At 67.9% G+C, this 23,905-nt stretch carries 25 protein-coding genes; 16 read left to right on the forward strand and 9 right to left on the reverse strand.

Going from position 1 to position 23,905, the window contains the following annotated elements; all coding sequences use genetic code 11:
- Positions 1-74 precede the first annotated feature (74 nt).
- On the forward strand, positions 75-818 hold the full coding sequence (locus FXO19_RS00535; RefSeq protein WP_149193113.1) for a carbonic anhydrase: 744 nt from the start codon (positions 75-77) through the stop codon (positions 816-818).
- A gap of 127 nt (positions 819-945) precedes the next feature.
- Positions 946-2,133 carry a glycoside hydrolase family 18 protein gene (locus FXO19_RS00540; RefSeq protein WP_149193114.1) on the forward strand — a complete coding sequence of 396 codons (1,188 nt, stop codon included), beginning with the start codon at positions 946-948 and terminating at the stop codon, positions 2,131-2,133.
- Here the strand turns inward: FXO19_RS00540 and FXO19_RS00545 are convergent.
- The gene (locus tag FXO19_RS00545; protein WP_187775567.1) at positions 2,130-2,894 is read right to left on the reverse strand and encodes a GAP family protein; all 765 of its coding nucleotides are present in this window, start codon (positions 2,892-2,894) and stop codon (positions 2,130-2,132) included. The two genes, FXO19_RS00540 and FXO19_RS00545, sit on opposite strands and share 4 nt — an antisense overlap.
- A gap of 197 nt (positions 2,895-3,091) precedes the next feature.
- Here FXO19_RS00545 and FXO19_RS00550 point away from each other — a divergent pair, with 197 nt between their 5' ends.
- Entirely contained in the window at positions 3,092-4,534 is a 1,443-nt protein-coding gene (locus tag FXO19_RS00550; protein ID WP_223115394.1) for an SLC13 family permease, read from the forward strand.
- Here the strand turns inward: FXO19_RS00550 and FXO19_RS00555 are convergent.
- The 4 genes from FXO19_RS00555 to FXO19_RS00570 all read right to left on the reverse strand — a co-directional run bounded on the left by FXO19_RS00555 (position 4,524) and on the right by FXO19_RS00570 (position 8,289).
- On the reverse strand, positions 4,524-5,324 hold the full coding sequence (locus tag FXO19_RS00555; RefSeq protein WP_149193116.1) for an SRPBCC family protein: 801 nt from the start codon (positions 5,322-5,324) through the stop codon (positions 4,524-4,526). The genes FXO19_RS00550 and FXO19_RS00555 overlap by 11 nt on opposite strands.
- 3 nt (positions 5,325-5,327) lie before the next feature.
- On the reverse strand, positions 5,328-5,927 hold the full coding sequence (locus FXO19_RS00560) for an ArsR/SmtB family transcription factor (protein ID WP_149193117.1): 600 nt from the start codon (positions 5,925-5,927) through the stop codon (positions 5,328-5,330).
- A 93-nt stretch (positions 5,928-6,020) separates the two neighbouring features.
- Positions 6,021-7,910: a M56 family metallopeptidase gene (locus FXO19_RS00565; RefSeq protein WP_149193118.1), complete on the reverse strand. Its 1,890-nt coding sequence runs from the start codon at positions 7,908-7,910 to the stop codon at positions 6,021-6,023.
- Complete coding sequence (locus FXO19_RS00570; RefSeq protein WP_149193119.1) at positions 7,903-8,289, reverse strand: BlaI/MecI/CopY family transcriptional regulator; 387 nt, start codon at positions 8,287-8,289, stop codon at positions 7,903-7,905. Before FXO19_RS00570 ends, FXO19_RS00565 begins: the two co-directional genes overlap by 8 nt.
- A 495-nt stretch (positions 8,290-8,784) precedes the next feature.
- Here FXO19_RS00570 and FXO19_RS00575 point away from each other — a divergent pair, with 495 nt between their 5' ends.
- Positions 8,785-9,021 carry a DUF6289 family protein gene (locus FXO19_RS00575; RefSeq protein WP_149193120.1) on the forward strand — a complete coding sequence of 79 codons (237 nt, stop codon included), beginning with the start codon at positions 8,785-8,787 and terminating at the stop codon, positions 9,019-9,021.
- A gap of 88 nt (positions 9,022-9,109) precedes the next feature.
- Here the strand turns inward: FXO19_RS00575 and FXO19_RS00580 are convergent, their stop codons facing one another.
- Positions 9,110-10,255, reverse strand: a complete 1,146-nt coding sequence (locus tag FXO19_RS00580; protein WP_149193121.1) for a DUF5694 domain-containing protein — start codon at positions 10,253-10,255, stop codon at positions 9,110-9,112.
- Positions 10,256-10,847: 592 nt separating this feature from the next.
- On the opposite strand from FXO19_RS00580, the gene FXO19_RS00585 reads away from it, so the two are divergent.
- Positions 10,848-12,011 (forward strand): N(5)-(carboxyethyl)ornithine synthase, encoded by a 1,164-nt coding sequence (locus FXO19_RS00585; protein ID WP_223115395.1) that lies wholly within the window; start codon positions 10,848-10,850, stop codon positions 12,009-12,011.
- 91 nt (positions 12,012-12,102) lie between these two features.
- On the opposite strand, the gene FXO19_RS00590 is transcribed toward FXO19_RS00585, so the two are convergent.
- Both FXO19_RS00590 and FXO19_RS00595 read right to left on the reverse strand, forming a co-directional pair.
- Positions 12,103-12,546 (reverse strand): SRPBCC family protein, encoded by a 444-nt coding sequence (locus tag FXO19_RS00590; RefSeq protein WP_149193122.1) that lies wholly within the window; start codon positions 12,544-12,546, stop codon positions 12,103-12,105.
- A gap of 226 nt (positions 12,547-12,772) precedes the next feature.
- Entirely contained in the window at positions 12,773-13,483 is a 711-nt protein-coding gene (locus FXO19_RS00595) for a DUF899 family protein (RefSeq protein WP_149193123.1), read from the reverse strand.
- A 307-nt stretch (positions 13,484-13,790) separates the two neighbouring features.
- Here FXO19_RS00595 and FXO19_RS00600 point away from each other — a divergent pair, with 307 nt between their 5' ends.
- From FXO19_RS00600 to FXO19_RS00645, 10 genes are all read left to right on the forward strand, one after another.
- Positions 13,791-14,456, forward strand: coding sequence for a c-type cytochrome (locus FXO19_RS00600; protein WP_149193124.1), 666 nt, complete (start codon positions 13,791-13,793; stop codon positions 14,454-14,456).
- Between the two features lie 17 nt (positions 14,457-14,473).
- A complete protein-coding gene (locus tag FXO19_RS00605; protein ID WP_223115396.1) occupies positions 14,474-15,400 on the forward strand; it encodes a DUF305 domain-containing protein in 927 nt (308 codons plus the stop codon).
- Between the two features lie 107 nt (positions 15,401-15,507).
- A complete protein-coding gene (locus FXO19_RS00610; protein WP_149193125.1) occupies positions 15,508-16,404 on the forward strand; it encodes a bifunctional helix-turn-helix transcriptional regulator/GNAT family N-acetyltransferase in 897 nt (298 codons plus the stop codon).
- Between the two features lie 218 nt (positions 16,405-16,622).
- Positions 16,623-17,354 (forward strand): SDR family oxidoreductase, encoded by a 732-nt coding sequence (locus FXO19_RS00615; RefSeq protein WP_149193126.1) that lies wholly within the window; start codon positions 16,623-16,625, stop codon positions 17,352-17,354.
- A gap of 9 nt (positions 17,355-17,363) precedes the next feature.
- Positions 17,364-17,846 carry a nuclear transport factor 2 family protein gene (locus FXO19_RS00620; protein ID WP_149193127.1) on the forward strand — a complete coding sequence of 161 codons (483 nt, stop codon included), beginning with the start codon at positions 17,364-17,366 and terminating at the stop codon, positions 17,844-17,846.
- 100 nt (positions 17,847-17,946) lie between these two features.
- Positions 17,947-18,876, forward strand: a complete 930-nt coding sequence (locus tag FXO19_RS00625; protein ID WP_149193128.1) for a M14 family metallopeptidase — start codon at positions 17,947-17,949, stop codon at positions 18,874-18,876.
- An 80-nt stretch (positions 18,877-18,956) separates the two neighbouring features.
- Positions 18,957-19,481 (forward strand): GNAT family N-acetyltransferase, encoded by a 525-nt coding sequence (locus tag FXO19_RS00630; protein ID WP_149193129.1) that lies wholly within the window; start codon positions 18,957-18,959, stop codon positions 19,479-19,481.
- 292 nt (positions 19,482-19,773) lie between these two features.
- On the forward strand, positions 19,774-20,232 hold the full coding sequence (locus FXO19_RS00635; protein ID WP_223115397.1) for a GlcG/HbpS family heme-binding protein: 459 nt from the start codon (positions 19,774-19,776) through the stop codon (positions 20,230-20,232).
- Between the two features lie 115 nt (positions 20,233-20,347).
- Positions 20,348-21,586 (forward strand): amidohydrolase family protein, encoded by a 1,239-nt coding sequence (locus tag FXO19_RS00640; protein ID WP_255516191.1) that lies wholly within the window; start codon positions 20,348-20,350, stop codon positions 21,584-21,586.
- 103 nt (positions 21,587-21,689) lie between these two features.
- Positions 21,690-21,998: a hypothetical protein gene (locus tag FXO19_RS00645; protein ID WP_149193130.1), complete on the forward strand. Its 309-nt coding sequence runs from the start codon at positions 21,690-21,692 to the stop codon at positions 21,996-21,998.
- 35 nt (positions 21,999-22,033) lie between these two features.
- Here the strand turns inward: FXO19_RS00645 and FXO19_RS00650 are convergent, their stop codons facing one another.
- A complete protein-coding gene (locus FXO19_RS00650) occupies positions 22,034-22,873 on the reverse strand; it encodes a helix-turn-helix domain-containing protein (protein WP_149193131.1) in 840 nt (279 codons plus the stop codon).
- Between the two features lie 120 nt (positions 22,874-22,993).
- Here FXO19_RS00650 and FXO19_RS00655 point away from each other — a divergent pair, with 120 nt between their 5' ends.
- Positions 22,994-23,413, forward strand: coding sequence for a hypothetical protein (locus FXO19_RS00655; protein ID WP_149193132.1), 420 nt, complete (start codon positions 22,994-22,996; stop codon positions 23,411-23,413).
- Positions 23,414-23,905: the final 492 nt, after the last annotated feature.

The following is a 23,905-nucleotide window of genomic DNA, read 5'->3' on the forward strand; positions in this document are numbered from 1 at the left end:
GTCCGAGACGGCCGATGTCCGGTCTCCGCCGAGACCGCGGCCGTTGCGGCTCCCCCGCAATCGAGAGTGAAGTGATGAAGAGAGTTCTGTTGGGAGCGTTGGGCGTCCTGCTCGCCTCCGTCGCCTCCGCCGCCGAACCGCAGGCGCACTGGGGCTATGAGGGCGGGCACGGCCCGGCGCATTGGGCCGAGATCGACGCCGGCTTCGAGGATTGCGCGATCGGCAGGATGCAGTCGCCGATCGACATCCACGGCGCACGCGAGGCCGACCTTCCCGGGATCGATTTCGAATACCGGGCCGGGCCCGCCGAGGTCGTCAACAACGGCCACACGATCCAGGTGAACGTACCGGAATCGGGCGGCATCGAGATCGGCGACGCGCGGTATCCGCTCGTGCAGTTCCATTTCCATACGCCGAGCGAGGAGAAGATCGACGGCAAGGCCTACCCGATGGAGGCGCATTTCGTGCACAAGGACGCCGAGGGCCATCTGGCGGTGGTCGCGGTGATGCTGAAGGAAGGCCGCAGCAACGAGGCGCTCGCGGACCTGTTCGACGCGCTGCCTTCCGCCGAAGGCGAGAAGCGCATGCTGGCGAAGGCGCTGGATCCGGAAGACCTGCTGCCGGAGGAGCACGGCTACTACGCCTACGCGGGCTCGCTGACCACGCCGCCGTGCAGCGAAGGGGTGCGCTGGCAGGTGCTGAAGCAGCCGGTCGAGCTGTCGAAGGGGCAGATCGCGGCGTTTCGCCGGCTGTTCCCGATGAACGCGCGTCCGGTGCAGGCGTTGAACGGGCGGGAGGTTCTGGAAAGCCGTTCGTGAGTCCGCTGCCGACCGCCGCAAGCGGCTGCTTGCGACGGTCGGTGGTTCCGCCGGTATCGCACTCGGCCTCCGCTTTTGGCAGAGTGCAGGCAGTTCAACCGAACAGGCGATGCCCGTGTCTCGATGGATGATCGCTGCTTTCCTCGTCGGCCTGACCGCGGGCAATCCGTTGGTGGCGGCCCACGCCGCCGATGGCAACCGACCCGCGACGAAGGTGATCGGTGCCTACTTCCCCGGCGGATCGGCAGCGCGCTATCCGATCTCGCGAATTCCGGCAGACAGGCTCACGCATCTGTTCTATGCCTTCGCCACCATCGACCAGGGCCGCTGCGCCAGCCCGGGCGCCGAGGCGGGCGCGCATTTCGCCGCGCTTGCCGAACTCAAGCGCCGACATCCCGGGCTGCGGACGCTGATCTCGATCGGCGGCTGGGGCGCGGGCGGGTTCTCCGATGCCGCGTCGACTGCCGAATCCAGGCGGCGGCTCGTCGCATCCTGCATGGCGCTGTTCTTCGACACGCATCGCGGCAGCTTCGACGGCGTCGACATCGATTGGGAGTACCCGGTCTACGGGGGGCCGCCGGAGATCGGCGCGCGTCCGCAGGACCGGTGCAACATGACCTTGCTGGCGCGCGAGTTCCGGCGGCAGCTGCGGGCGCTCGGCAAGGAGCGCGGGCAATCGTTCCTGCTCACCGCCGCGCTTCCGGCGGGGCGCCTGCAGTCGGCGGGTCCTTACGACCCTGCGCGCAGCTACGAGCTGGCCGAACTCGCCGGGGTGCTCGACTTCATCAACCTGATGACCTACGACATGGGCACCGGTTTCTCCGCGGTTTCCTCGTTCAACGCGCCGTTGCACGAAGTCGCCGAGGATCCGCTGGATCAGCCGATGCGGCAATGGAACAACGTGGCGGGCGCGATCGACTACTACCGGCAGCAGGGCGTGCCCGCGCACAAGCTGGTGCTGGGCGTTCCGTTCTATGGCCGCGGTTTTCGGGTTTCCTCCGAGGCGGAGGATGGCCTGTACCAGGCCTACGCCGGGACGTTCGTTCCGGGCGCCTGGCGCGACATCAAGGCCGACCTGCTGCCGGATCCGCAATGGGAGCAGCACTGGCATCCGGTCGCGCAGTCGCCGTGGCTGTTCCATCGCGGCGAGCGGAAGTTCGTCAGCTACGAGGACCCGAAATCGATCGCGATCCGCGCACAGCTCGCCAGGGACCGCGGCCTGCTCGGCGTCTTCATGTGGGAACTCACCGGTGACGACGAGCAGCACGGCTTGTTGGAGGCGATGGCGCGGCCTTTCAGGGACGGACGCAACTAGGTCGTCCGCGGCTCGCTACGATCCGCGGCTGGACGTGCCGCATTTCCCTGTGCGGGCGCTACCGGCGCGTGTATCGCCACCGCATCGTCCCGCTCCTTGCCGGCTTTGATCCATCGACCTGCCGCGTCGCCCAGCAGCGCCACGCCGACGATGCCGAAGATCCACAGCGTCGCTTCGCGCGCGCCGCGGCGCAGGCGTTCGCGCCAGCGGGCGAAGCGCTCGTCGGTGCGGTGGCCGAGCAGTGCATGCAAGCCCAGCAGCAGCAATGGCGGCGCCACGAACACCAGGTTGTAGCCCACCAGCAGCGGCAGCCACTGCGCCGGGGACAGCTCTGCGGCGATCATCAGCGCGATGGCCGCGAAGTAGGGCAGTGCGGTCACCAGCTCCACCACCGTCACCGTCATGCCCAGTAGCGCGAAGGCCGCCAGTCGTCCGCTGGCCGGCGCGTGCGGCTCGTGCGCCTGGTGCGCACCGGACGGCGCGAAGATCGCATAGACCAGCAGCCCTGCGCCCAGCAGCGCCTGCAACGCCACCGCGACGGGATGGTCCAGCACGGCGGCCAGCGTATCGCGCGCGGCGGTGATGCCCAGCATCATCGCGATGCCCAGGCCGAGATAGGCGACCAGGATGCCGGCCACGTAGGCCAGCAGGCGCGGCGCGGCGCGCGGTTGCGACAGCAGCCACAGCGCCACCACCAGGGCGGACGGGTTCAGGCTGTCCAGCAGCGCCAGCGGCAACAGGATCGGCAGCAGGTTGTCCATGGGAATGCAGGCGAGGTGGGTAAACGCGCAGCGTAGAAGAAACGGAGGGCGGCGTGTCGACCTTTTGGCCCGTGCTGAAACGCGGAAAACGTGGGGCGTCCCGGCGCGTCGGGCGGGTGTGCCGGATGACCGGGTACCATCCCCCGCTGTGCATATCGGCGCGGGGAGGGCACTTGGTTTCATCTGCGGACATCGCCATGAGCCCGGATCCGGGCGTTTCGATGCGCCAGCGCGTGGGCCTGGGCCTGGGGCCGTTGCTGTTCGCATTGGTCTACTTGCTGCCGGCCCTCACCGGGCTCGACGATTCGCCGCGTGCGGTGCTGGCGGTCACGCTGTGGGTGGCCACCTGGTGGATCACCGAGGCGATGCCGATCCCGGCCACCTCGCTGATGCCGATCTTCCTGCTGCCGATCACCGGCGGCGCGGACGAGCGCACCGCCACGATGGCCTACGGCAACCCCATCGTCTTCATGTACATGGGCGGTTTCACCATCGCGCTGGCGATCCAGAAGTGGGACCTGCACAAGCGCATCGCGATGGCCATCCTGTCGATGGTCGGGGCGGGCGGGCAGCGGATCACGCTGGGCATCATCCTGGCGACGGCGTTCCTGTCGATGTGGATCTCCAATGCGGCCACCGCCTTGATGATGTTGCCGATCGGCCTGGCGCTGATCGAGGAGATCCGCCGGGAGCAACTCTACGACGAGGCGTCCCTGAAGCGTTTTGCGAAGGGACTGCTGTTGTCCATCGCGTATGCGGCCTCCATCGGCGGCCTCGCCACGCTGATCGGTTCGGTCCCCAATGCGGTGTTCGCGGCGGTGTCGGCGCAGAACCTGGGCCGGACGGTCACCTTCGCGGAATGGTTCTTCTTCGCCTCGCCGTTGACCGTGCTGATGCTGGCGGTGCTGTACTTCTACATGACCAGGCTGAAGTTTCGCGTGCGCCCGCGCCAGGACATCGGTGCCGGGTTCGCCCGCGAGCAGCTGCGGCGGTTGGGCCCGATGGCGTTCGAGGAGAAGGCGGTGCTGGCGGTGTTCGGCGCCGTTGGTGCGTTGTGGATCGGCAGCGGCTTCCTGCCTGCGCCGCTGCGGCTGTCGGACACGTCGATCTCGATGATCGGCGCGGTGAGCCTGTTCCTGCTGCCGGCCCGGCGCGGGCGGGGCCGCCTGATGGGCTGGCCGGACATGAAGAGCCTGCCGTGGGGGCTGCTATTGCTGTTTGGCGGCGGCCTGTCGCTGGCGGCCGCCTTCGAGAGTTCGGGATTGACGGCATGGTTCGGCGGCCTGCTGGGCGGCCTGCAGGTGCTGCCGTTCGCGCTGATCGTCGTGGCGTTGGCGGCGATCGTGCTGTTCATGACCGAGATCATGTCGAACACCGCGGTCTCCAACATGCTGATCCCGGTCGGCATCGGCCTGGCGCTCGGCATCGGCGCGGATCCGCACACCATCATGGCGGTCATCGCGCTGTCGGCCAGCTGCGCCTTCATGCTGCCGATCTCCACGCCGCCCAATGCCGCGGTGTTCAGTTCCGACTACATCACCATCGACGACATGGTGCGTGCCGGCTTCTGGATCAATATCGCCGCGGTGATCCTGATCAGCGCGTTCGTGCTGCTGTGGAGGCCGATCGCTATGCCTTGATGGCCCGCTCCAGCCATGCCCGCCACTTCGGTTCGCTCGCTGCGGCTTTCCGCTTCGCGTCGTCGCCATAGAGATACAGGCTGACGCTGGCATGCGTGCTTTCGCCCCATCGGTAGGTGCCGATCAGCGCCACGCCGGGCTCCGGAGCGTTCAGGCGCAGGACTTGATAGCGGTGCCTGGCGCTCTGATCGATCCGTTCGACCACGCCCGACAGGCGCTCCGGCGTCTCGGGTGCGGTGATCTCATCGCCGGAATTGGCGCCGGCGGTCCCGAAGAGTTCGGTCAATCGCCGCCAGACCTGCGACTCCGACGCCTCAACGCGCTCCATCGCACCGAACATCCCCGCCTCCCGTCCGGCGAAATGCGCGAGGTAGATCCGCAGCACCTCGAAGAACCCCGGCCAGCCGCCCTCGAAGCCTTCGAGTTGGTCGTCCCAGTCGTCGGTCGACGCGAACAGGGAGTGGACCATGCGCATCACGCAGCGATCGCCCGACCTGGCGGTGATGGTGATCTCGGTGGCAACGGGCGGCGCGCCGTCGCTCCAATCGCGCTCGACATAGCCGAACCGCAGCGGCGGCTCCCACGCCGTCACCTCCCCGGTGGAACTTCCCATGGCGCCGAGGTCGAAATGGAGGGTGCCGCCGACCCGTTCCTCGATCTCCGTTCTGGTGAACCAGGCCGAATTGCCCGCGCCCGTCGCCATTGCTTGCCACACTTGCTCCGGCGTGCCGGGCACCAGCAGTTCCATTTCAACCCAGCGTTTCCCGCTCTCGTCTTTCTTGATCGGCATGTTTCATTCTCCTCGTGGTTTGGCACCGGCGGGCGCGGGATAGGCGGCCACCACGAGCCGGTGCGGCCGGCCGCCCGACGTGCGTTCGTCGTGATAGCGCGCCGCCAGCGCTGCGACGGCGTTGGTCAGGTCCTCGGTGAAAGCAGCGCGATCGGCGGGCGACTTGAATCGGATGACCATATCGATCGACAGGGTGGCCAGCCGCTTGTTCCCGGTTCGCGCCGTCTGCCATAGCCGGCCGACCTCGCTCACGATCCGGGCCGCCAGGGCGATGAGATAACTGGCCGACAGGCGATCGTTGCTGCGCGCCGGATCGGCGCCGATGCAGCCGAGCGCGGCCGGCGAGACGACGTACGAAGCGGCCGTCGCGACGACCAGCCGCTCGGTCAGCCCGCCCCACTGGCGCTCCTCGATCGGCTCGACCAGCCCGTGTTCCTCCAGGGCCCTGAGGTGGTAGTTCACCTTTTGCCGCGCAAGGCCCACCTTGCCGGCGAGCGAGGCCGCCGACGCAGGCTCCGAAAGTGCGGCCAACAGTCGCGCCTTGATCGGATCCATGACCAGGGCGGCGGTTTGCGGAGCTTCGATGACGTGGAGATCGCGCATGGGGGCGTTATCGCATTGACAAATATTTTTGTCAATAGGCGGCAAAGAGGCGTTCGGCGAACGGGCGGGCGCCGCCGCGGGCGCAGCAGGGAATCAATGCTGCGTCGGCGCCGGTTGCGCGCGGCCGCTGCGGTAGGCCTCGTCGATCAGCTTCCGTACCTGGTCGTCGGCGAGTCGTGCCTGCGCTTCGATGCGCGTGCCCAGCGCTTCCATTTCCTCGCCGATCGCTTCCACCGGCTCGCTCGCGGCTTCCATCTGGCGGCCCAGAGCTTTCATCGGCTCGTGCTGCGCCTCCATGCGTTCGCCGAGGGCCTCGAGCGTTGCGCCGTGCCGCTCCATTTCCTGTTGCAGGGTTTCCTGCTGGCGCGCGAGTTCCTCCTGTTCGCGTTCTATCCGCTGCGCGTCCGCTTGCTCCGCGTCGTGCATGCGCAGGGCCAACGTCACCTGCCGTTCGGCCAGCGCCTCCATCTCCCCGCCCAGGGCGTCCATCCTTGCGGTGGCGGCGCGCGCCTCCGGCGATTCGAAGGCATCGGGTTCGCTGAGCGCCTGCATGCGCGCGCCCAACGCCTCCATGCGATCGCTGTGCGGCTTCATACGCGCGTCCAGCGCCTGCATCTGTCCGCTTAGCGCGTTGGTTTCGGCCCAGGCATCGCGGGCGCGGGCCACGGTGGCGACGTCACGCACCACCCAGGCCTTGCCGTCGCGGCGGAACCAGAGGAAATCGCCGTCGATGCGGCGTCGGGCGGCGCGGATGTCGTCGATATCATCCGTGTTGCCGGACATCGAGAATCCCTCGCTGTCCTTGCGCACCAGCGCATAGCTGAGGCGGTCGTCCTCGTCCGCGGCGGCCACGACCTGCACGCCCGGTTTCGCGGCGGGCGCTGGCAGGGCCTGCGCGGCCGCCATCGGCATGGGCGTGGACGTGGATGTGGACGTGGACTGTACGAGGGCTCCCGGTGGCAGGGGCGACATGCGGGCATGCGCGTAGAAGGCGGCGCCGGCCACGGCGAGCCCGACCAGCGGCAGCAACAGGATGCCGCTGACAGGGCGGTGACCGGGGCGGACGAGTCGTTGGATGCGGAACATGAGTTGACCTCCGCGCGCGGCGAGCGCGTAGTGGGGCTGCGGGACGGGTGATCGCGGGCAGGCATCGCGATCGAGTTCGGACAGGGCCAGCGCCAGGCACCTGGGTTCGCCCAGGGCCGTGGCGGCGAGATCGTCGGCGACGAGTTCGCGTTCGCTACGGATGCGGTGCGACAGCCACCACACCACCGGGTGATAGAACAGCAGCGCCTCGGCCGCACCCTGTAGCAGGTTGACCGCATAGTCGTGGCGGCGGATGTGCGCCAGTTCGTGCGCGATCAGGGCTTCGACCAGGTCCGCGGGCATGCGCGAGGCGATTGCCACCGGCATCAGCACCACCGGTCGCCACCATCCGGCGGTCACCGGGCTGTCGCCCACGTCAACCAGGCGTAGCGCGACCCGGCGGCCGATGCCGAGCCGCGGAGCGAGCCGGTCGACACAGGCCTGCCAGCGGCTGCCAGCTTCGGCATGCGCGTCGCGGCAGAGCCGGCGCACCCAGAGCAACCCGCAGGCCATCCGCAGCGACAGCAGGCACACACCTGCCGCCCACAATGCGACGATCCAGGGCAGGGCATCCACTGGTGGACCCGGCAGTTCCAGCAGCGCATCGCCTTGCATTGTCGGCGGCGCGGCGTCCATGCCGTCGGCTGCCAGCGCGACGCGCGCGGCCGGTGCAGATGCGGCGTCCGCGCCCGTCAGCGCATGGGCCAGGCGCCATGCAGGCAGCAGCATGCAGGCCAGTAGCGCCAAGCAGGCCACGGCATAGCGCGCCTGGGGCCTTGCATTGCGCAGCAGGATCAGCGCCAGCCAGGCCAGCAGGCCGACCAGCATGCCCTGCCAGAGGAAGTGCAGCAGCGCGAGCGCAAGTGCCGGCACCAGCACCGTCAGGGCGTCAGTCATCGCGGGTCTCCTCGAGGAAGCGTTGGATCTCTTCGCGTTCGGCGTCGCTGACGCGGCCGCCGCGCAGCGCGGCCAGCACCAGCGCCTTGCCGGATCCGGCAAAGGCCTTGTGGATCAGATCGTCGAGCAGCTTCGTCTGCAGCGAACCCTGCGGCTGCGCGGCCGAGTACACGTGCGAGCGCTGGCTCTCGTCGCGCTTGAGCAGGCCCTTGCCATGCATGACTTGCATCAGCCGCAGCACGGTGGCATAGGCCAGGTCGGGGCGCTCGTTCCGCTGCGCCTCATGGACCTGGCGCACCGAGGAAGGGCCCAGTTTCCACAGGGTGCGCAGCAGATCGAGTTCGGCGGGGGTGGGCTTGGGCGGGCGGGGCTTGGCCATCGCTAGTGCGCATGTGGTACGGGTGACGGCGCCACGGTATACCATCTAGACTGTTTTGTCTAGACTTTATTGTCTAGATAGGCGCACTCAAGATCCAGCAGGGGCTTGTGGTGGTCGTCGGTACGATGGCCTGCAGTGCATGCAAGCCCAGCAGCAGCGCTCTGGTGAGGTGACTTGGACCGCGGAACCGGGCCCGTAGCGCGGCCATGGACTGTCTGATCGCGGATTCAGGCGCATCTCAGGCAGATCTCGCGCCAAACGCGCCGCCGTTTCTGTTGGTCTCGCGCTCGTCCTTCAGGCGCGTGTTCTCGCGCATGTGGATCGTCCGGAGTCTCTGAATGTCGATTTGGTTGCCGAATCCGGCCCCGCTGGATCGTCTGAGAATGTTCGCCGATACGGCGAAACGTGACGAAAGTCCGCGCCGGGGCCTGCCCCGGCTCCCCGCATAGCGCTAATCTCGGCAGTGGCGTTATCGCCATCACGAAGGAGAATGGAATGTCTCGTACCCGTGTTTTCGTTCTTGCCCTCGCACTGAGCGCGACTGCGTTCGGAGCCGCCATCGCGAAGGAGCCACCCGATGGTCCCGGCGGCTCCTGGATCGAGTACACCTACTATGACGCGAATGGCGTGGCGATCGGCGGCAGATGGAAGGACTGCACCGGCCATATCGCCACTTGGGGTGCCTCGGGCGGCTCGCGCACGGAAGTGACCACCGGCCCCTGTCCCGGATAGGCGCTGTGCACGGCGGATTCCGTTCCGGCTCCGCAGAAGCAGAAGAACAGGGGTCACCGACCCCTGTTCTGCGTGCGGGAGTGACGGTTCAATGTTCTGCGGCTCCAGCAGCCGATGTATCGAACTCCTCGAACTGCCGCAGCTTCAGGCTGAGCTTGGTCGCCAGCTCGCGGTCCAGATAGGCCTTGTGCGAGAAGCCCACCACCACCAGCACGCGTTCGGGCTGCGTGGATGCGGCAGCGTCGAGGATGGCGCTGGCCATGCGCAGGTTGCGCTGTTCCCACATGGCGTAGCGGAAGCGGTCCAGCCCGCTGGGATGGTCCATGGTCAGCCAGGACCGCCATTGACCTGCATCGACTTCCAGCACGTCCGGTGAGTTGACCTCCCGGACCAGCCCGAGCAGGTCGCCCGCCTCCAACGCCCGCTCCGGCAGGGCGAACACGCGCTGCATCTGCGGTCCCTCGCGCCAGACCGCCTGGGCGGGATTGGCGAACACATCGTCGATGACGTCCTGTGGAAAGCCGAGGGTGCGGATGACCTCGTACTGGCTGTCGATGGGATGGATGCGCTGCAGACCGTGCCGGCGTGCCAGTTCCAGTGCCACGATGACGTTCTCGCGCTTCGACTGCAGCTCCTCGTCGAGCGCGGTGCGTACCGTCTCCGGCAGTCCAGCCGCCTGGCGCTGTTCCGGGTTGAGGTACGACCACTGCAGGACGGCGCTGTCGTATTCGTAGGCGGCCAGCATCTGGCCGACGAGTTCGGTACGTGCGTCGGCGGCCATCTCCGGTCCGGCCTCGGCCAGCAGCGCCTCCATGCGCCCGGCAGCGGTGGCGCGGTCGGTGCCCAGGTGCTTTTGCATGGGAGCGCCGTTCTCGACGATGCGCTTGCCGAAGGTATCGAGCACCCAACGGGCGGCTTCCGAGTGGTCGCGCTGCTCGAGCAGCAGGGCGATTTCGTCGGGTGGCAGCGATTCCACGGCGATCTGCGTCGGCGCGTAGCGGTCCAGCCGCTCGAGGGTGCTTTCGAGGTGGCGCGGCTCCATCTCCTTGAAGGCCGCGGTATGCCAGAAGCCGAGCACGAGCACTTCGCTTTGCGCGCGCGGGGTCACCGTATCCGCAAGCGCGCGCGCGACGGCTTCGCCGCGATGCTCGACAGGAGGATTCGCGGTCGCGGTGCTTGCGGCCAGAGGCGCCAGCAGCAGTGCAGCCAGCAGGTGTCGTCGCAGCCTGGACATCTCGGGCTCCGGTGTCGGGGTGGTGGCCTCAAGTGTGCCAATGCGCCGGCAGCGCCTCATGTGTGCATGGTCACCCTGACGGTGGTCACTGTCGGCCTCACCCCGCTGCGTCCGATGTCTGCTCGTGGCGTTTCTCGATTCCACCGAAGGCATCGGCGTTCTGCTCCTGTGGTCTGGACGGCGTGGCAAACGATGGCGTCGTTGCTCCGTCATGGAATGACGGACGCGGCCATTGTGATGTGACGACCCGACATCCGGTCCGAACGGTGCGTGGTTTCCGGGCCGTATCGCGCCGGCGGCATCCGCACCGCATGGCGCAGGAGCAGCGCAGGCGAACTCGCAGAGATGGAAAGGACGGAAAATGAACATGAAGGCGCGCTTTTCCCGAAGCAGCAGGTTCTGCTCACATGCGACAGCGCGCAAACGTGCATACTGCGTCGGCACCACGACGCAATGTCGTGACGGCGACTCAGCCGCGTCGCACCTCCACCCACTCTCCGCACTGAGCATCCTGCTGCCGTCGCTGACGGCAGCTTCGGCTTCGGCCGCCGTGCAGTCCGCTGGACGGTCTCATCTCATGCAGGAACCGGGCATGCAACTGAATTCATCCTCCATCGGCATCGTCGGCACGTCGCGCAAACCCGACGAGCACCGTGTCCCCATTCATCCCGAGCATCTGTCACGGCTGCCGGAGGACGTCCGTCGCCAACTGGTGTTCGAAACCGGCTACGGCACGCCCTTCGGAATTGCGGATGCGACCATCGCGTCGCAGTCGGGTGGCATCGCCCCGCGCGCCGCACTGCTGGCCGACGCCGGTACCGTGGTCATCGCCAAGCCGGTGCTCGCCGATCTGCAGGAACTGCGCGAGGGCGGGGTGCTGTGGGGTTACGTGCATTGCGCCCAGCAACGCGCCATCACCCAGGCCGCGATCGATCGCAGGCAGACCCTGATCGCCTTCGAGGACATGTTCGTCTGGAGTCCGGACGGCCGTATCGGGCGGCATACCTTCTACAAGAACAACGAAATGGCCGGCTACTGCGCCGTGCTGCATGCGCTGCAGCTCAAGGGCATCGATGGCCACTACGGCAACCAGCGCAAGACGCTCATCTTCAGCTTCGGTGCGGTCAGCCGCGGTGCCATCTATGCACTCAAGGCGCACGGCTTCCGTGACATCACCATCTGTATCCAGCGCCCCGACCACGAGGTGCGCGAAGAGGTGCTGGATTGCCACTACGTCCGCATCGAACCGGGCACGGAAGGCGAGGCCCGGATGATGGTCGTCCAGCACGACGGCAGCCGCCTGCCACTGGGCGACCTGATCGGCGAGGCGGGCATCATCATCAACGGCACCTTCCAGAACCCCGCCAGTCCGGTCGACTTCGTCACCCGCGACGAGGCCGATTGCCTGCGACCGGGTTGCCTGGTCATCGACGTCAGTTGCGATGAAGGCATGGGATTCTATTTCGCCAGGCCCACGACCTTCCGCGACCCGATGTTCGAGGTCGGCGGGGTCGATTACTACGCCGTCGACCACACGCCCAGCTACCTGTGGGAAAGCGCGTCGCGCTCCATCTCCGCGGCGCTGGTGGTGTATGTGGAGGCGATGGCGAAGGGCCGCGTCGGCTGGGAAAGCGATCCGACCCTGTCCCAGGCCGTGAACATCGACGGCGGTGTGATCCAGAAGCCGGCGATCGTGTCGTTCCAGAAGCGCCAGGCCGAATATCCGCATGCACCAGTCGGTCGGCTTGCGGCGTAAAGGCGGAAGCGGGAAGCGGCCGGGCCGCCGTCGGCCTTGCCACGCTAACCCCCAGTCTTGGCCGGAGGCTAGAGTGGCTTGCGGCCAGCGGTCAGTCCGGGATCTCCGGCTCCACCACCTGCGCCAGCAGCGACAATGATTCCTGCCATCCTAGGTGGCAGGCTTCCGCCGGGATCACGTCCGGTACGCCTTCCTGCACGATCTGCAGTTCGGTGCCGCAAGAAACGGCCTTGAGCGTGACGGTGACGGTCATCTCGCCCGGCAGGTTGGGATCGTCGAAACGGTCCGTGTGGCGGATGCGCTCGTTCGGCACGAGCTCCAGGTATTCGCCGCCGAACGCGTGGTGGTTGCCGGTACCGAAGTTGGTGAACGACATCCGGTAACGGCCGCCGACCTTTGCGTCGATCTCGTGCACCGTGCCGGTGAACCCGTGCGGCGGCAGCCATTTGCACATCGCTGCCGGATCCAGGAACGCGCGGTAGACGCGATCCGGCGGCGCATTCAGGACGCGGTAGAGACGGATGGTGCTCGGCATGACGATTCTCCTAAGACAGAGGACGACCCTCTGATTGAGCGACGAGCGGTGCGGGCGGAAATCGACATCAGCGCAAGCGCGTCGTATGTCGCCGGGAGCGCTGGGCCGTGAAGCCCCGTGACCGCAAGCACGCGTTGCGTTGCGTGGAAGCAGTGGCTCGGGCACGCCGCTGGCTGATCATGCGTGGACGCACGGCCTCGCACCGGCCAGTCAATTGGTTCCGGCATCAGTCGTCGTAGCCGAGTTTCGGATACCAGTCCTTGCCGCGACCTTCGGGGGTGACATCGAGGATCATCCAGATCGGCATCGGGTCAGGTGCGCCGCGCGGGTCCTGGCCCGGATCGGCCGTTTCGAATCCCATTTCGCCGCCCCAGAAGTGGCGGATGGTGCCATCGCGCCGGGTGAAGACGTTGAAGGCCGCATCGTCGCCGCCATCCTCACCGACGCCGTGGTAGTCGCGGCTGTAGCTGTCGTTAGTATCCGAATACAGCGCGAGGTCGCGCCAGCCGCGTTCCTGCTTGAATGCGACCAGGCGTTCGATCGGCGATCGCGCCACCACGGCCAGTGCCACCCGCTGTGCGATGTCACGCGCCTCGCCGTCCCAGGCGCTCAGCAGCGACGTGCACATCGGGCAGGGGCGTTCACGCTGCGGGCCGAACATGTAGCTGTAGACCACCAGTGTGTCCTTGTCGCCGAACAGGCCGGCGAAATCGACCGGGCCGCGTTCGCCCTCGAATCGGTAGTGTCCGGTCACCTCGCCGCCGGGCGGCAGGGCCCGGCGCTGCTCGGCGACCAGTTCCAGGTGCCGGCGCAGTTCGATCTCCTCGGCCAGCAGCGCCTGGCGCGCGCGGCGGTATTCGGCGCTCTCGTTCGGGAAGCGGTAGCGGTTGCGTTCGGCGAGTTCGGCGGCGGGGATGAGCGCGGGGTTGTTGGGCATCGTCGGCCTCCTGAAAGACGGATCTCCTGTCGGCGACGAACCGGAAAGGCCGGAATCGACATCCGAATGCGCGGACCGCATTCATCCGCCTCGACGCCCGACGTGGGCGGGCGCTGATCACGCCCCGCGTCGGCATCGGCTCCGTTCCAGCGCAGCCCAGGCATTCCATCATCGCGTCATGGCGGTCAGCGGCGTGACGAACGGCGCCGCAACGTCCGGCTGCCGCCAGCGCGGCTGACGCGCCATTCACTCGTCGGCGCGTAGGCTCGGCGGGCATCCGGATTGGCCGTAAACCGCAGGAGCCGCCGTGGAAGGCAAGCGCAAACCCCTGTGGACGGGTGTGGCGGCAGGCGTCGTAGGCACCCTGCTCGCGCTGTTCCTCGGTGCGCTGTTGGTCGCCTATACCGGCGCCTACAACATCGCCGCCAGCACCGGGCACACCGCGGGCATGCGCTGGCTGCTGGATCACGCGATGCACGCGTCAGTGCGTTCGCGTGCGCCGAAGGACGGCGTGGCGGCGCGGCTCGGGGAGGCGGATCTGGCCGCCGGCGCCGGCGAGTACAAGGCGATGTGCGAGCACTGCCATGGCGGCCCCGACACCGAACCGGCTGGGTGGAGCCGCGGCATGCGACCGCGCGCGCCGCACCTGACCGACGCTGCAAGCCAATGGGAACCCGCGGAAGTGTTCTGGATCGTCCGGCACGGCATCAAGTACACGGGCATGCCGTCGTTCGGCGAATCGCACGACGAGGCGACGCTGTGGAACATCGCCGCGTTCGTCGACCGGCTGCCGGCGATGACACCGGAGCAGTACCGCGCGTACGGCGACGCACATGGGCATGCCGGGACGTCCAGCGACGTACGCGAGAAAGCGGGGAATGCCGCGCACGGCGGCGCAAGGAAGGAATCCGCAACCGATGCCGGCCGCGAGCCGCACGCCCATGGCGATCGCCCGGCGGATCGGCATCACTGAGGCGGAGAGGCGCAGGCATGCAGATGTCCTACTGGCGTTTTGCCGCGATGGTCGCCACTGCGACGGTGGTGATGTTCGGGCTGATGTATCTCAACACCTACGTGCTCGACCACGTGCGGTGGAGCGAGATGCGGGCGTGGATGGCGCTGTTGATGGGCGCGACGATGGCCATCGTCATGCTTGTCTTCATGCTGAGCATGTACAAGCAGCGCAAGGTCAACATCGCGATCTTCGCCGGCAGTGCCGTGTTGTTCGCACTGTGCATGTGGCTGGTGCGCAGCCAAGCGACGGTGAGCGACGTGGACTACATGAAGGCCATGGTGCCGCATCACTCGATCGCGATCCTGACCAGTACGCGGGCGCAGATCAGCGATCCGCGCGTGCGCAAGCTCGCCGACGAGATCATCGCGGCGCAGCGGCGCGAGATCGCCGAGATGAAATACCTGATCGATCAACTGGAGTCCGGTGCGGGCGAGATGGACGCGCTGCAGGAGGCCGAGGCGCAGCCGCGCCTCGTCACTGCGCGCGAGGCGGTCACCAGCACGGAGGTCGCGATGACCGACCTGGAGGAACTGGACGAGGCGGAGATCGAGCGCGTGCTCGGTCGCATGCCGCGCTGCAGCTTCCGCTATTCCCGCGCCGCCGGGCCGGTGCTGGCCCTCGCGATGCCTGCAGCCGCGTCCAATGACACCAAGGGCGTGGTCAAGCTGCACGGCCGCCTGGTCGAGATGAGCGGGCGCTATGCGGCGAAGCCGTCGCCCGCCGTCGCCGTCACGTTGTCGGCGGACGGCATGGAAGTCGTGGTCGAACCGGGCGCGGGCAGCGGTCCATCCGTCGTGGACGGCGACACGCGCGAGGCCGATGCGCATCTGCGGCTCGAAGCGGGGCTGGCGGTCGGCTACGGTGGCTTCTACGGCTGCGATGCACGCACAGTGGAACGGTAGCGGGAGTGAGCCCGTCTCGACGGCCGCGGCGGGCATCCCGGCCGTGCTTCCAGCCCGGATGCCTGATTGCATTGACGTCGTCCATTTGTCTGACTAAAGTCAGCTAAATGGACGAGCACCAGATTCGGCAGGTTCGCGATTTCAATCGCACGGTGACGCGGCGGATCGGCGTGCTGACCGACGACTATCTCGGCCGCGGGCGCCCGTTGGCGGAGTCGCGGTTGCTGTTCGAGATCGGCCGAGGCGGCGCGGAGATACGTGATCTGCGTGCGCGGTTGTCGCTGGATTCCGGCTATCTCAGTCGATTGCTGCGCTCGCTGGAGGCGCAGGGGCTGGCGAAGTCGCGACGCGCGTCCGCCGACGCGCGGGTGCGGCAGGTCATGTTGACCCGGAAGGGGTTGCGGGAAATCGAGGCGCTCGACCGCCGCTCGCAGCAGTTCGCGACCTCGCTGTTGGCGCCGCTGGGTGCGGTGCAGCGCGAACGCTTGACCGCGGCGATGGCCGAGGTGGAGCGGTTGATGCGCGCGTCCGCGGTAGCGATCGAGCCCGAGGACCCCGGCAGCGCCGATGCGCGGGCGTGCATCGGGGCATATCTGTGCGAGCTGGACGAGCGCTTCGAGACAGGCTTCGACGCGACGCGCGGCCCTTCGGCCGATCCCGATGAACTCGTGCCGCCCGCGGGCCTGTTCCTGATCGCGCGCCTGGACGACGATCCCGTCGGCTGCGGCGCGCTGAAGGTCACCGGACGCGACGTCGGGGAGATCAAACGCATGTGGATCGCGCCTTCGGCGCGCGGGCTGGGCATTGCCCAGCGCCTGCTGGAAACGCTCGAAAATCATGCCGTCGCGCTGGGCGTGGACAAGCTGCAGCTGGACACGAATCGCACGCTCACCGAAGCCCGCGCACTGTACGCGCGCAACGGATACCGCGAGATCCCGCCGTATAACGACAATCCCTACGCCCATCACTGGTTCCAGAAGCGCGGGTTGCAGCGGCGGACGTAGCCGGGGCGCCTGCCGGCGATGTCCAGGCGCCTGCTCCGCCGGACTTTCAGAAGGCATGGCGATTCGCGATTCCGGTGATTGCCGCGTCCCGCCGTTTCGGTGAAGGCCGGGACCCGTCCCGCAGGATCGTGCAAACGATGCGGAGTTTCCGTCTACCGCCCGGTCGGCGACGGGCGCGATGCTGTGCGCAACCGGCACGTGCCGCAAGGGAGAACGCCATGACCATTCGCGACAAGATCGTCCTCGTCACCGGTGCCAGCAGCGGCATCGGCGAAGCCATCGCCAGCCATCTCGCCGACGCGGGCGCCACCGTGGTCGCCGGTGCACGCCGGCTCGACCGTCTCGAGCGCCTGGCCGCCCGCGCCGTCACCGGCGGCGGCCGCCTGCACGCCCGCGCCGTCGACGTGACATCGCGCGAGGAGGTCGAGGCCTTCGCCGCCGCCGCCGTGGCGGAATTCGGGCGGATCGACGTACTGGTCAACAACGCCGGAGTGATGCCGCTGTCGCCGCTGCGCGCGCTCAAGGTGGACGAGTGGAACCACATGATCGACGTCAACATCCGTGGCGTGCTGCACGGGATCGCGGCCGTGCTGCCGCGCATGGAGGCACAGGGTGCGGGGCACGTGATCAACATCGCCTCGATCGGAGCGCATGCGGTGTCGCCGACGGCGGCGGTCTACTGCGCGACCAAGTACGCGGTCTGGGCGATTTCGGACGGCCTGCGCCAGGAGACCGAACGCTTGCGCGTGACCGTGGTGTCGCCCGGCACGGTGACCTCCGAACTCGCCGACACCATCACCGACGCCACCGCGCGTGAGGCGATGGAAGCCTTCCGCAGGGTGCGGATCGAGCCCGAGGCCATCGCGCGCGCGGTCGCCTACGCCATCGACCAGCCCGAGGACGTCGACGTCAGCGAGATGATCGTTCGCCCCACCGCCAGCCCGCATTGAGGTGCCGTGATGAAGCCTGCATCGCTCGTTCTTGCCGTGGTCCTGTTCCTGGTGCCGCTGGCGGCCGCTGCCGGGGCGACGCACCGGAGTGCCGAGGAGGCGGCCAACCTTGCGCGAGTCGAGCGCGCCTTTGCCGACTGGAGCAGCGGTCGCGGTTCGATCTTCGTCCTGCTGTCGCCGGACGCGACCTGGACGATCCTCGGGCCCACCCCGAGCGCCGGCACCTATGATCGCCCCACGCTGCAGCGCGATGTCCTCGTGCCGTTCAACGCGCGCCTGGCCTCGCCCCTGGTGCCGGTGGTACGCAGGCTATACGCCGACGCAGATACGGTGGTGGTGCTGTTCGAGGCCAGCGCGACCTTGCGCGACGGCGGACATTACGAGAACAGCTACGCCTGGTTCCTGCGACTGCGCGACGGCCTCGTCGTGGAAGTCACCGCCGTGCTCGACCTGCACGCCTACGACGCGGTAGTGGGGACATCGGTGCAGTAGCGGCGGCGGCTTCGCCTGGGAATCCCGGCTTGCGGCCGCGCCGTGGCGCAATGCTAGAGTGCACCGCCTTACCCAATGCCACTGCGGAGCGAGCGACGCGATGACGACCCAGGCCACCTATCCGATCGGCACGCCCGGACGCCCGTGGGGCGCCACGGAGAAAGCGGACTGGCTGTCGCGGCAGCGCCGCAAGCGCAGCTTCGAGACGGACGTACTGGCGGCGGTCGAGCGCCTGCGCCCAGGCTTCGACGTGGAGGAGTACGGCCGCCTGGACTACGGCCCCGACCGCTATCCACTGCTCGCCGTCAGGAGTCGTGACTGGCAGGACGGGCTTCCCGCCGCACTGGTGACCGGTGGCGTGCATGGCTACGAGACCAGCGGCGTGCATGGCGCCCTGCAGTTCGTCGAGCGGCACATGGCCGGCTACGCGGGCCGGATCAACCTGCTCGTCGCGCCCTGCGTCAGCCCATGGGCCTACGAAAGGATCCAGCGCTGGAACATGCATGCGGTGGACCCGAACCGCTCGTTCCGCGACGACAGTCCGGCGCAGGAGTCGGCGGCGCTGATGCGCCTGGTGGCGCCGCTGCGTGATCGTCTGCTGGTGCACGTCGACCTGCACGAGACCACCGATACCGACGAGTCCGAATTTCGCCCGGCGCTGGCCGCCCGCGACGGCGTTGCGTACGTGCCCGACGAGGTCCCCGATGGTTTCTATCTGGTCGGCGACAGCGACAATCCGCAGCCGGAGTTCCAGCGGGCGGTGATCGCGGCGGTGGCGCAGGTCACCCATATCGCGCCGGCCGACCGCGACGGCGCGATCATCGGCTCGCCCATGGTCGCCCCGGGCGTCATCAACTATCCCGTCAAACGGCTCGGCCTGTGCGCGGGCATCACCGATGCCCGCTACGTGACGACCACCGAGGTCTATCCCGATAGCCCGCGGGCGACCCCGGAGCAGTGCAATGCCGCGCAGGTGGCGGCGGTATGCGCGGCGATCGACTTCGCGTTGGCGCACATGCACACGGAGTAGGGCTCCCGGCTGGGTCCTGCGCTTGACGGCCACCGGCCGCTTGCGATGATGTGCGCCCGGAGACTGGAGGCGAGGCGATGATGGTGATCCGGGACGCGACCCTTGCGGACGTTTCACCGCTGGCACGGCTCTGGTTCGATGCCTGGCAGGATGCGCACGCGGCGATCCTGCCGGAGGCGCTCAGGCGCATCCGTACGCTCGAAAACTTCAGCGAGCGTCTGCTGGCGGCGCTCGGCGACGTGCGCGTGGCGGTGGATTCGGCGGGGGCGACGCTCGGCTTCTGCATCGTGGACGGCGACGAACTGTCGCAGTTGTTCCTGTCCGCGGCTGCCCGCGGCACGGGCGTCGCGGCGGCACTGGTGGCGGATGCGGAGACGCGCATGGCGGGATCCGGTGTCGGAACCGCATGGCTGGCCTGCGCCATCGGCAACGATCGCGCCGCCCGGTTCTACGAGAAGTGCGGCTGGCGGTGCCAGGGAAACATGACCAGCCGCTTGCCGGTGCCCGGCGGTATCTTCGAACTGGAGGTGTGGCGCTACGAGAAAATGCTGCGCCCCGCCAGGGAAGGATCGGCCGTGCCTGGTGCGTCGTCGCCGGACCGGTGACGACGGCCAGCCGGCCAGGTGCGGTCCCGCAAGGAAGCGGTGTAGCCACGCGGTTCCCGAAATGCGCCGGGTGAAGGTCCGATGCGGCATCACCGGCGGGCATGCCGATGTTGCGCAGCACCCGTTCAGACTATGATCCGTCCGGCGCGGATGTCCGCTCCACAGAACGATGCGGCGTACTTGCTGTTCCGATCCGGCGTGGCTCCGATTCGATATCGCGCCATGCCGAGGTGATCGGATGCGGCCTTGTGAAGGAGAGACGATGCAGCGGTTGAAGTCGGTAGGCATGATCTTGGCGCTTGCCGCGCCCATGGCGGGCGCGGCGCAATCGGGGGTGAACGTGGAACTGGACAACAGGCCGGCGCTGACGCTGTCGGCGGCGAAACAGATCGCGGAGGCCGCGGAAGCCGAAGCGGTGCGGAACGGGTGGAGGGTCGCGATCGCGATCGTCGACGACGCGGGGCGGCTGTTGTACTTCCAGCGCATGGACGACATCGCCAACGCCAGCGTCGACGTAGCCATGGCCAAGGCGCGCCACGCGGTCAACTATCGGCGCGACACCCGTTTCCACCAGGATCTGCTGGAGAAGGGCAATCACGTGGTGCTGGCCCTGCCGGACGCCATGCCGCTCGAGGGAGGCTTGCAGCTGTCGGCCGGTGGCCGATTGGTCGGTGGCATCGGGGTGTCCGGGGTGCAGTCTTCTCAAGACGGCGAGATCGCGAAGGCCGGCGCCGACCTGCTGGCGAAGTAGCGCCGGTGCATTCGAGCCGCGGAGAATTGGGCGGCTCCGCCATCGAGAGCCGGCGATTGACACGTCCCGTGCGCCGATTCAGGCTCTTTGCTGTTTCAAGTCCGGGTGCGTGTCGATGAAAGCCTTGCTTTGGACGTTGCTGCTGGCCTGCGCGTGCCCGGTTGCGGCTGCGGACCTGGCCATTGTTGGTGCGCGCATCTATCCGGCGCCGGAAGCGGATCCGGTCGAGCGCGGCACGGTTCTGGTGCGCGACGGCCGTATCGTGGCGGTAGGTGCATCGGACGAGATGGAGGTGCCGGACGGGATCGAAGTGATCGACGGCAACGGCAAGGTCGTCACCGCGGGGTTCTGGAACAGCCATGTGCATTTCCTGGGGCCGGTGACGCGTGAGGCGGCCACCCGCCCGGCGCAAGAGATGGATGCGGTGTTACGGCACATGCTGACGCGCTGGGGCTTTACCACGGTGTTCGATATTTCTTCGTTCAACGGCAACGCGGCGGCGCTGCGCAGGCGCATCGAGGCGGGCGAGGTCGTCGGGCCGCACATTCTTCACGTCGATACGCCGTTCTTTCCCGAAGACGGAACGCCGGTCTATGTGCGCGACCTGCTGGAGGAACTCGGCGTGCCGAGTGCGGAAGTGGCCAGCCCCGAAGAGGCAAGCGGGCGCGCCGCGCGGCAGCTGGCCGCCGGCGCCGACGGAGTCAAGTTGTTCGCCGGGGCCATCGTCGGCGGGGAGATCGAGGTGTTGCCGATGAAGGTCGACATCGCCCGCGCGGTGGTGGAGGAAGCGCACCGCGTGGGCAAGCCGGCGTTCGCGCATCCGACCAACACGGAGGGGCTGGAGGTCTCGATCGCGAGCGGGGTGGACGTGCTGGCGCACAGCACACCGTTCTCGGGTCCCTGGGACGAAGCGCTGGTGCAGCGTCTGCGCGCCGCGGAGATCGCGCTGATCCCCACCTTGACCCTGTTCGAGGCGGAGCTGCGGCGCGAGGATGCGCCAGACCAGGTGGTCGAGCGTTTCATCGCCGACGCCACCCAGCAGGTGCGGGTGTACACGCAGGCCGGCGGCACGGTGCTGTTCGGCACCGACGTGGACTACATCTCACACGTCGATACACGCCGCGAGATCGAGCTGCTGGCGGTGGCGGGCCTGGACTGGCGCCAGGTCCTGGCAACGATGACCACCGCGCCGGCCGACCGCTTCGGTCACGGTGAGCGCAAGGGGCGCATCGCCGCGGGAATGGAAGCCGACCTGGTGGTGCTGGGCACCGATCCGGCACTGGACATCACCGGCCTGAGCGACGTGCGGGCGACGATCCGGGGAGGACGGGTGATCCATCGCACGGCGGATTGATTGCCGCCACCAGGCAGCTTGCTCGCTGGCGGATTGCGGTTGCGTAAAAAAGGTGCAGGGCGAGGCCCTATGATCGCCAGCGACACCATCACGGAGTGCGGCCATGTATGCGGTTTTCAGGCAGACGCAGTATTCCCCGGACGTTCCGGTCCATCGGACCCCGGAGTTCCGCGAGTTCCAGCAGGTACACGCGGAGCGTCCCGGATACCAGGGCACGGTGGTGGCGGATGTCGGCGACGGTAGGCTGCTGACGGTGACGCTGTGGCAGACGGCCGAGGACATGCAAGCCGCCCGGCAGGCACTCGGGCCGGTCGTCGGCCGCCTGCTGGATCCGCTGATGACCGCGCCGTCGATCCTGCTCGGCACCGGTGAAGTGCTGGTCAGCGATATTGCCGACAACCGGGACCGGTAGGCAGTGCGAACGCGGTCGGTGAATCCGGAGTGCCCTCAGGCCCCTGGCTTCAGTGGTGGCAGCTTGAACCGCAGGACCCGGCCGACCAGCGACATCGCGCGCATCACCTTCGCGGTCTTGGCGTCGGCGGGAAAGAACGACTCGATCGCCAGTTCCGACAGCGTTACCTCGACGGGCGTGCCGAACACGGTGGTGGTGCTGAGAAAGGAAAGTTCGCCGGCTTCGCTGCGCAGGCGCATGGGCACGGCGATGGCGGTCGGGTCGGGCGATTCGTCGTGATCCGGCGCCGGATAGGACAGTAGCTCCTGCAGCAGCTCGTCGAGGACGGGGTCGCCGCTGGTCTCGACCTGCCTGCGCAGGCGCTGTATCAGGTGCGCGCGCCACTGGCCGAGGTTGACGATGCGCGGTGCCACGCCGTCCGGGTGCAGGCTCAGGCGCAGCACGTTGATCGGCGGCTCGAGCAGCGCCGGCGCCACGCCCCGGAGAAACGGCACCAGTGCACGGTTGGCCGCGTGCATCTGCCAGTGGCGGTCGACGGCGAGCGCCGGATACGGCTCGTGGCCGCGCAGCAACAGGGCGATCGTCCGCCGCGCCGCCTCCAGGTTCGAGTCGTCCAGCGCATGCTCGCCGTAGACCGGGGCGTAACCCGCCGCGGTGAACATGCGGTTGCGATCGCGCAGCGGAACGTCGAGCCGGTCCGACAGCCGCAACAGCATCGCGCGGCTGGGGACGGAACGGCCGTTCTCGAGGAAGCTCAGGTGGCGCGACGAGATGTCGGCCAGGCCGGCGAGGGCTTCCTGCGAGAGCAGTCGCCGGCGGCGCCAGTCGCGCAGTTGCTCCCCCACCGGGGGGCGTTCGGATGCGGAAATAGTCATATGTGGACGATAGCCGATTGCGGGTCGCGGCCGTCATTACCTGCCAGGTAATGGTTTCGGGTGCGGCCGCGGTCCAGCATTGTCCCGAACCGATCACGATCCGACCTTAAGGAGTCCGCCATGTCGTTGCAACGCACATTCGCCAGCCCGAACTTCCTGCCCCGCCTGCTGCTCGCGGACGGTCTCGCGACCGGCGCCACGGCCCTTCTGCTGCTCACCGCGGCCGACGTACTTGCGCCGCTGCTGCAACTGCCAGCGGGCCTGCAGCGCATCGCCGGCCTGATCTGCGTGCCCTTCGTGGCATGGGTGCTCATGCTCTCGCGCCATTCCACGGTGCCGCGCGGCGCAATGAACGCCGTGATCGCGATCAACCTCGCCTGGGTGGCCGGCAGTGCATGGGTGGCCTTCGGCGGCAACTGGCAGCCGAGCCCACTCGGGGTCGCCTTCGTCACCGCGCAGGCGCTGGTGGTGCTGGCCTTCGCCGAACTCGGCTGGTTCGGCCTACGTGCCTCGCGCCGGACTGCGCCCGTTCCAGCCTGAGCTCGGGCGGCTGCATCGGTCGACATCGCCGGCCCGGAAGCACGAGGCCGGCGACGTCCCGCAAGCCCTGCTAGTGCGCCGAGCTGACGCTGCTGAGCACGAAACCAGCGGAAGATCATCGGCCATTCGACGATCATCCGCGCCGTGATCGCCGACGATCGTTACCCCGATCGCGCTCAACCGGGCGCGATGTCGCGTGGATCGAGAAAGCGAACGACCGAAGCAGATCGGTCGATATCAACGCCTCCGGACAAGAAGAGGCGGAAGGCCGTGGGAACGGATTCGCACACCGGCTCAACTGCTCCTCGGTGCGTTCGGGCCTGCTTGCGCGCGCAGTGCCACAACGATCACACAATCGCATCGCGACGCGCAGCTTGCGACCAACGGCTTATGGATGCTCCCGGCATGCCGTGCTAGCTTGTTTTCGGAGAGGTATTTCAGTTGGCCGTCATGCGTTTGCGCTTGGCGGTCCTTGCATTTTTCCGGGAAATC

Source organism: Luteimonas suaedae (assembly GCF_008312895.1).
Taxonomy (GTDB): domain Bacteria; phylum Pseudomonadota; class Gammaproteobacteria; order Xanthomonadales; family Xanthomonadaceae; genus Luteimonas; species Luteimonas suaedae.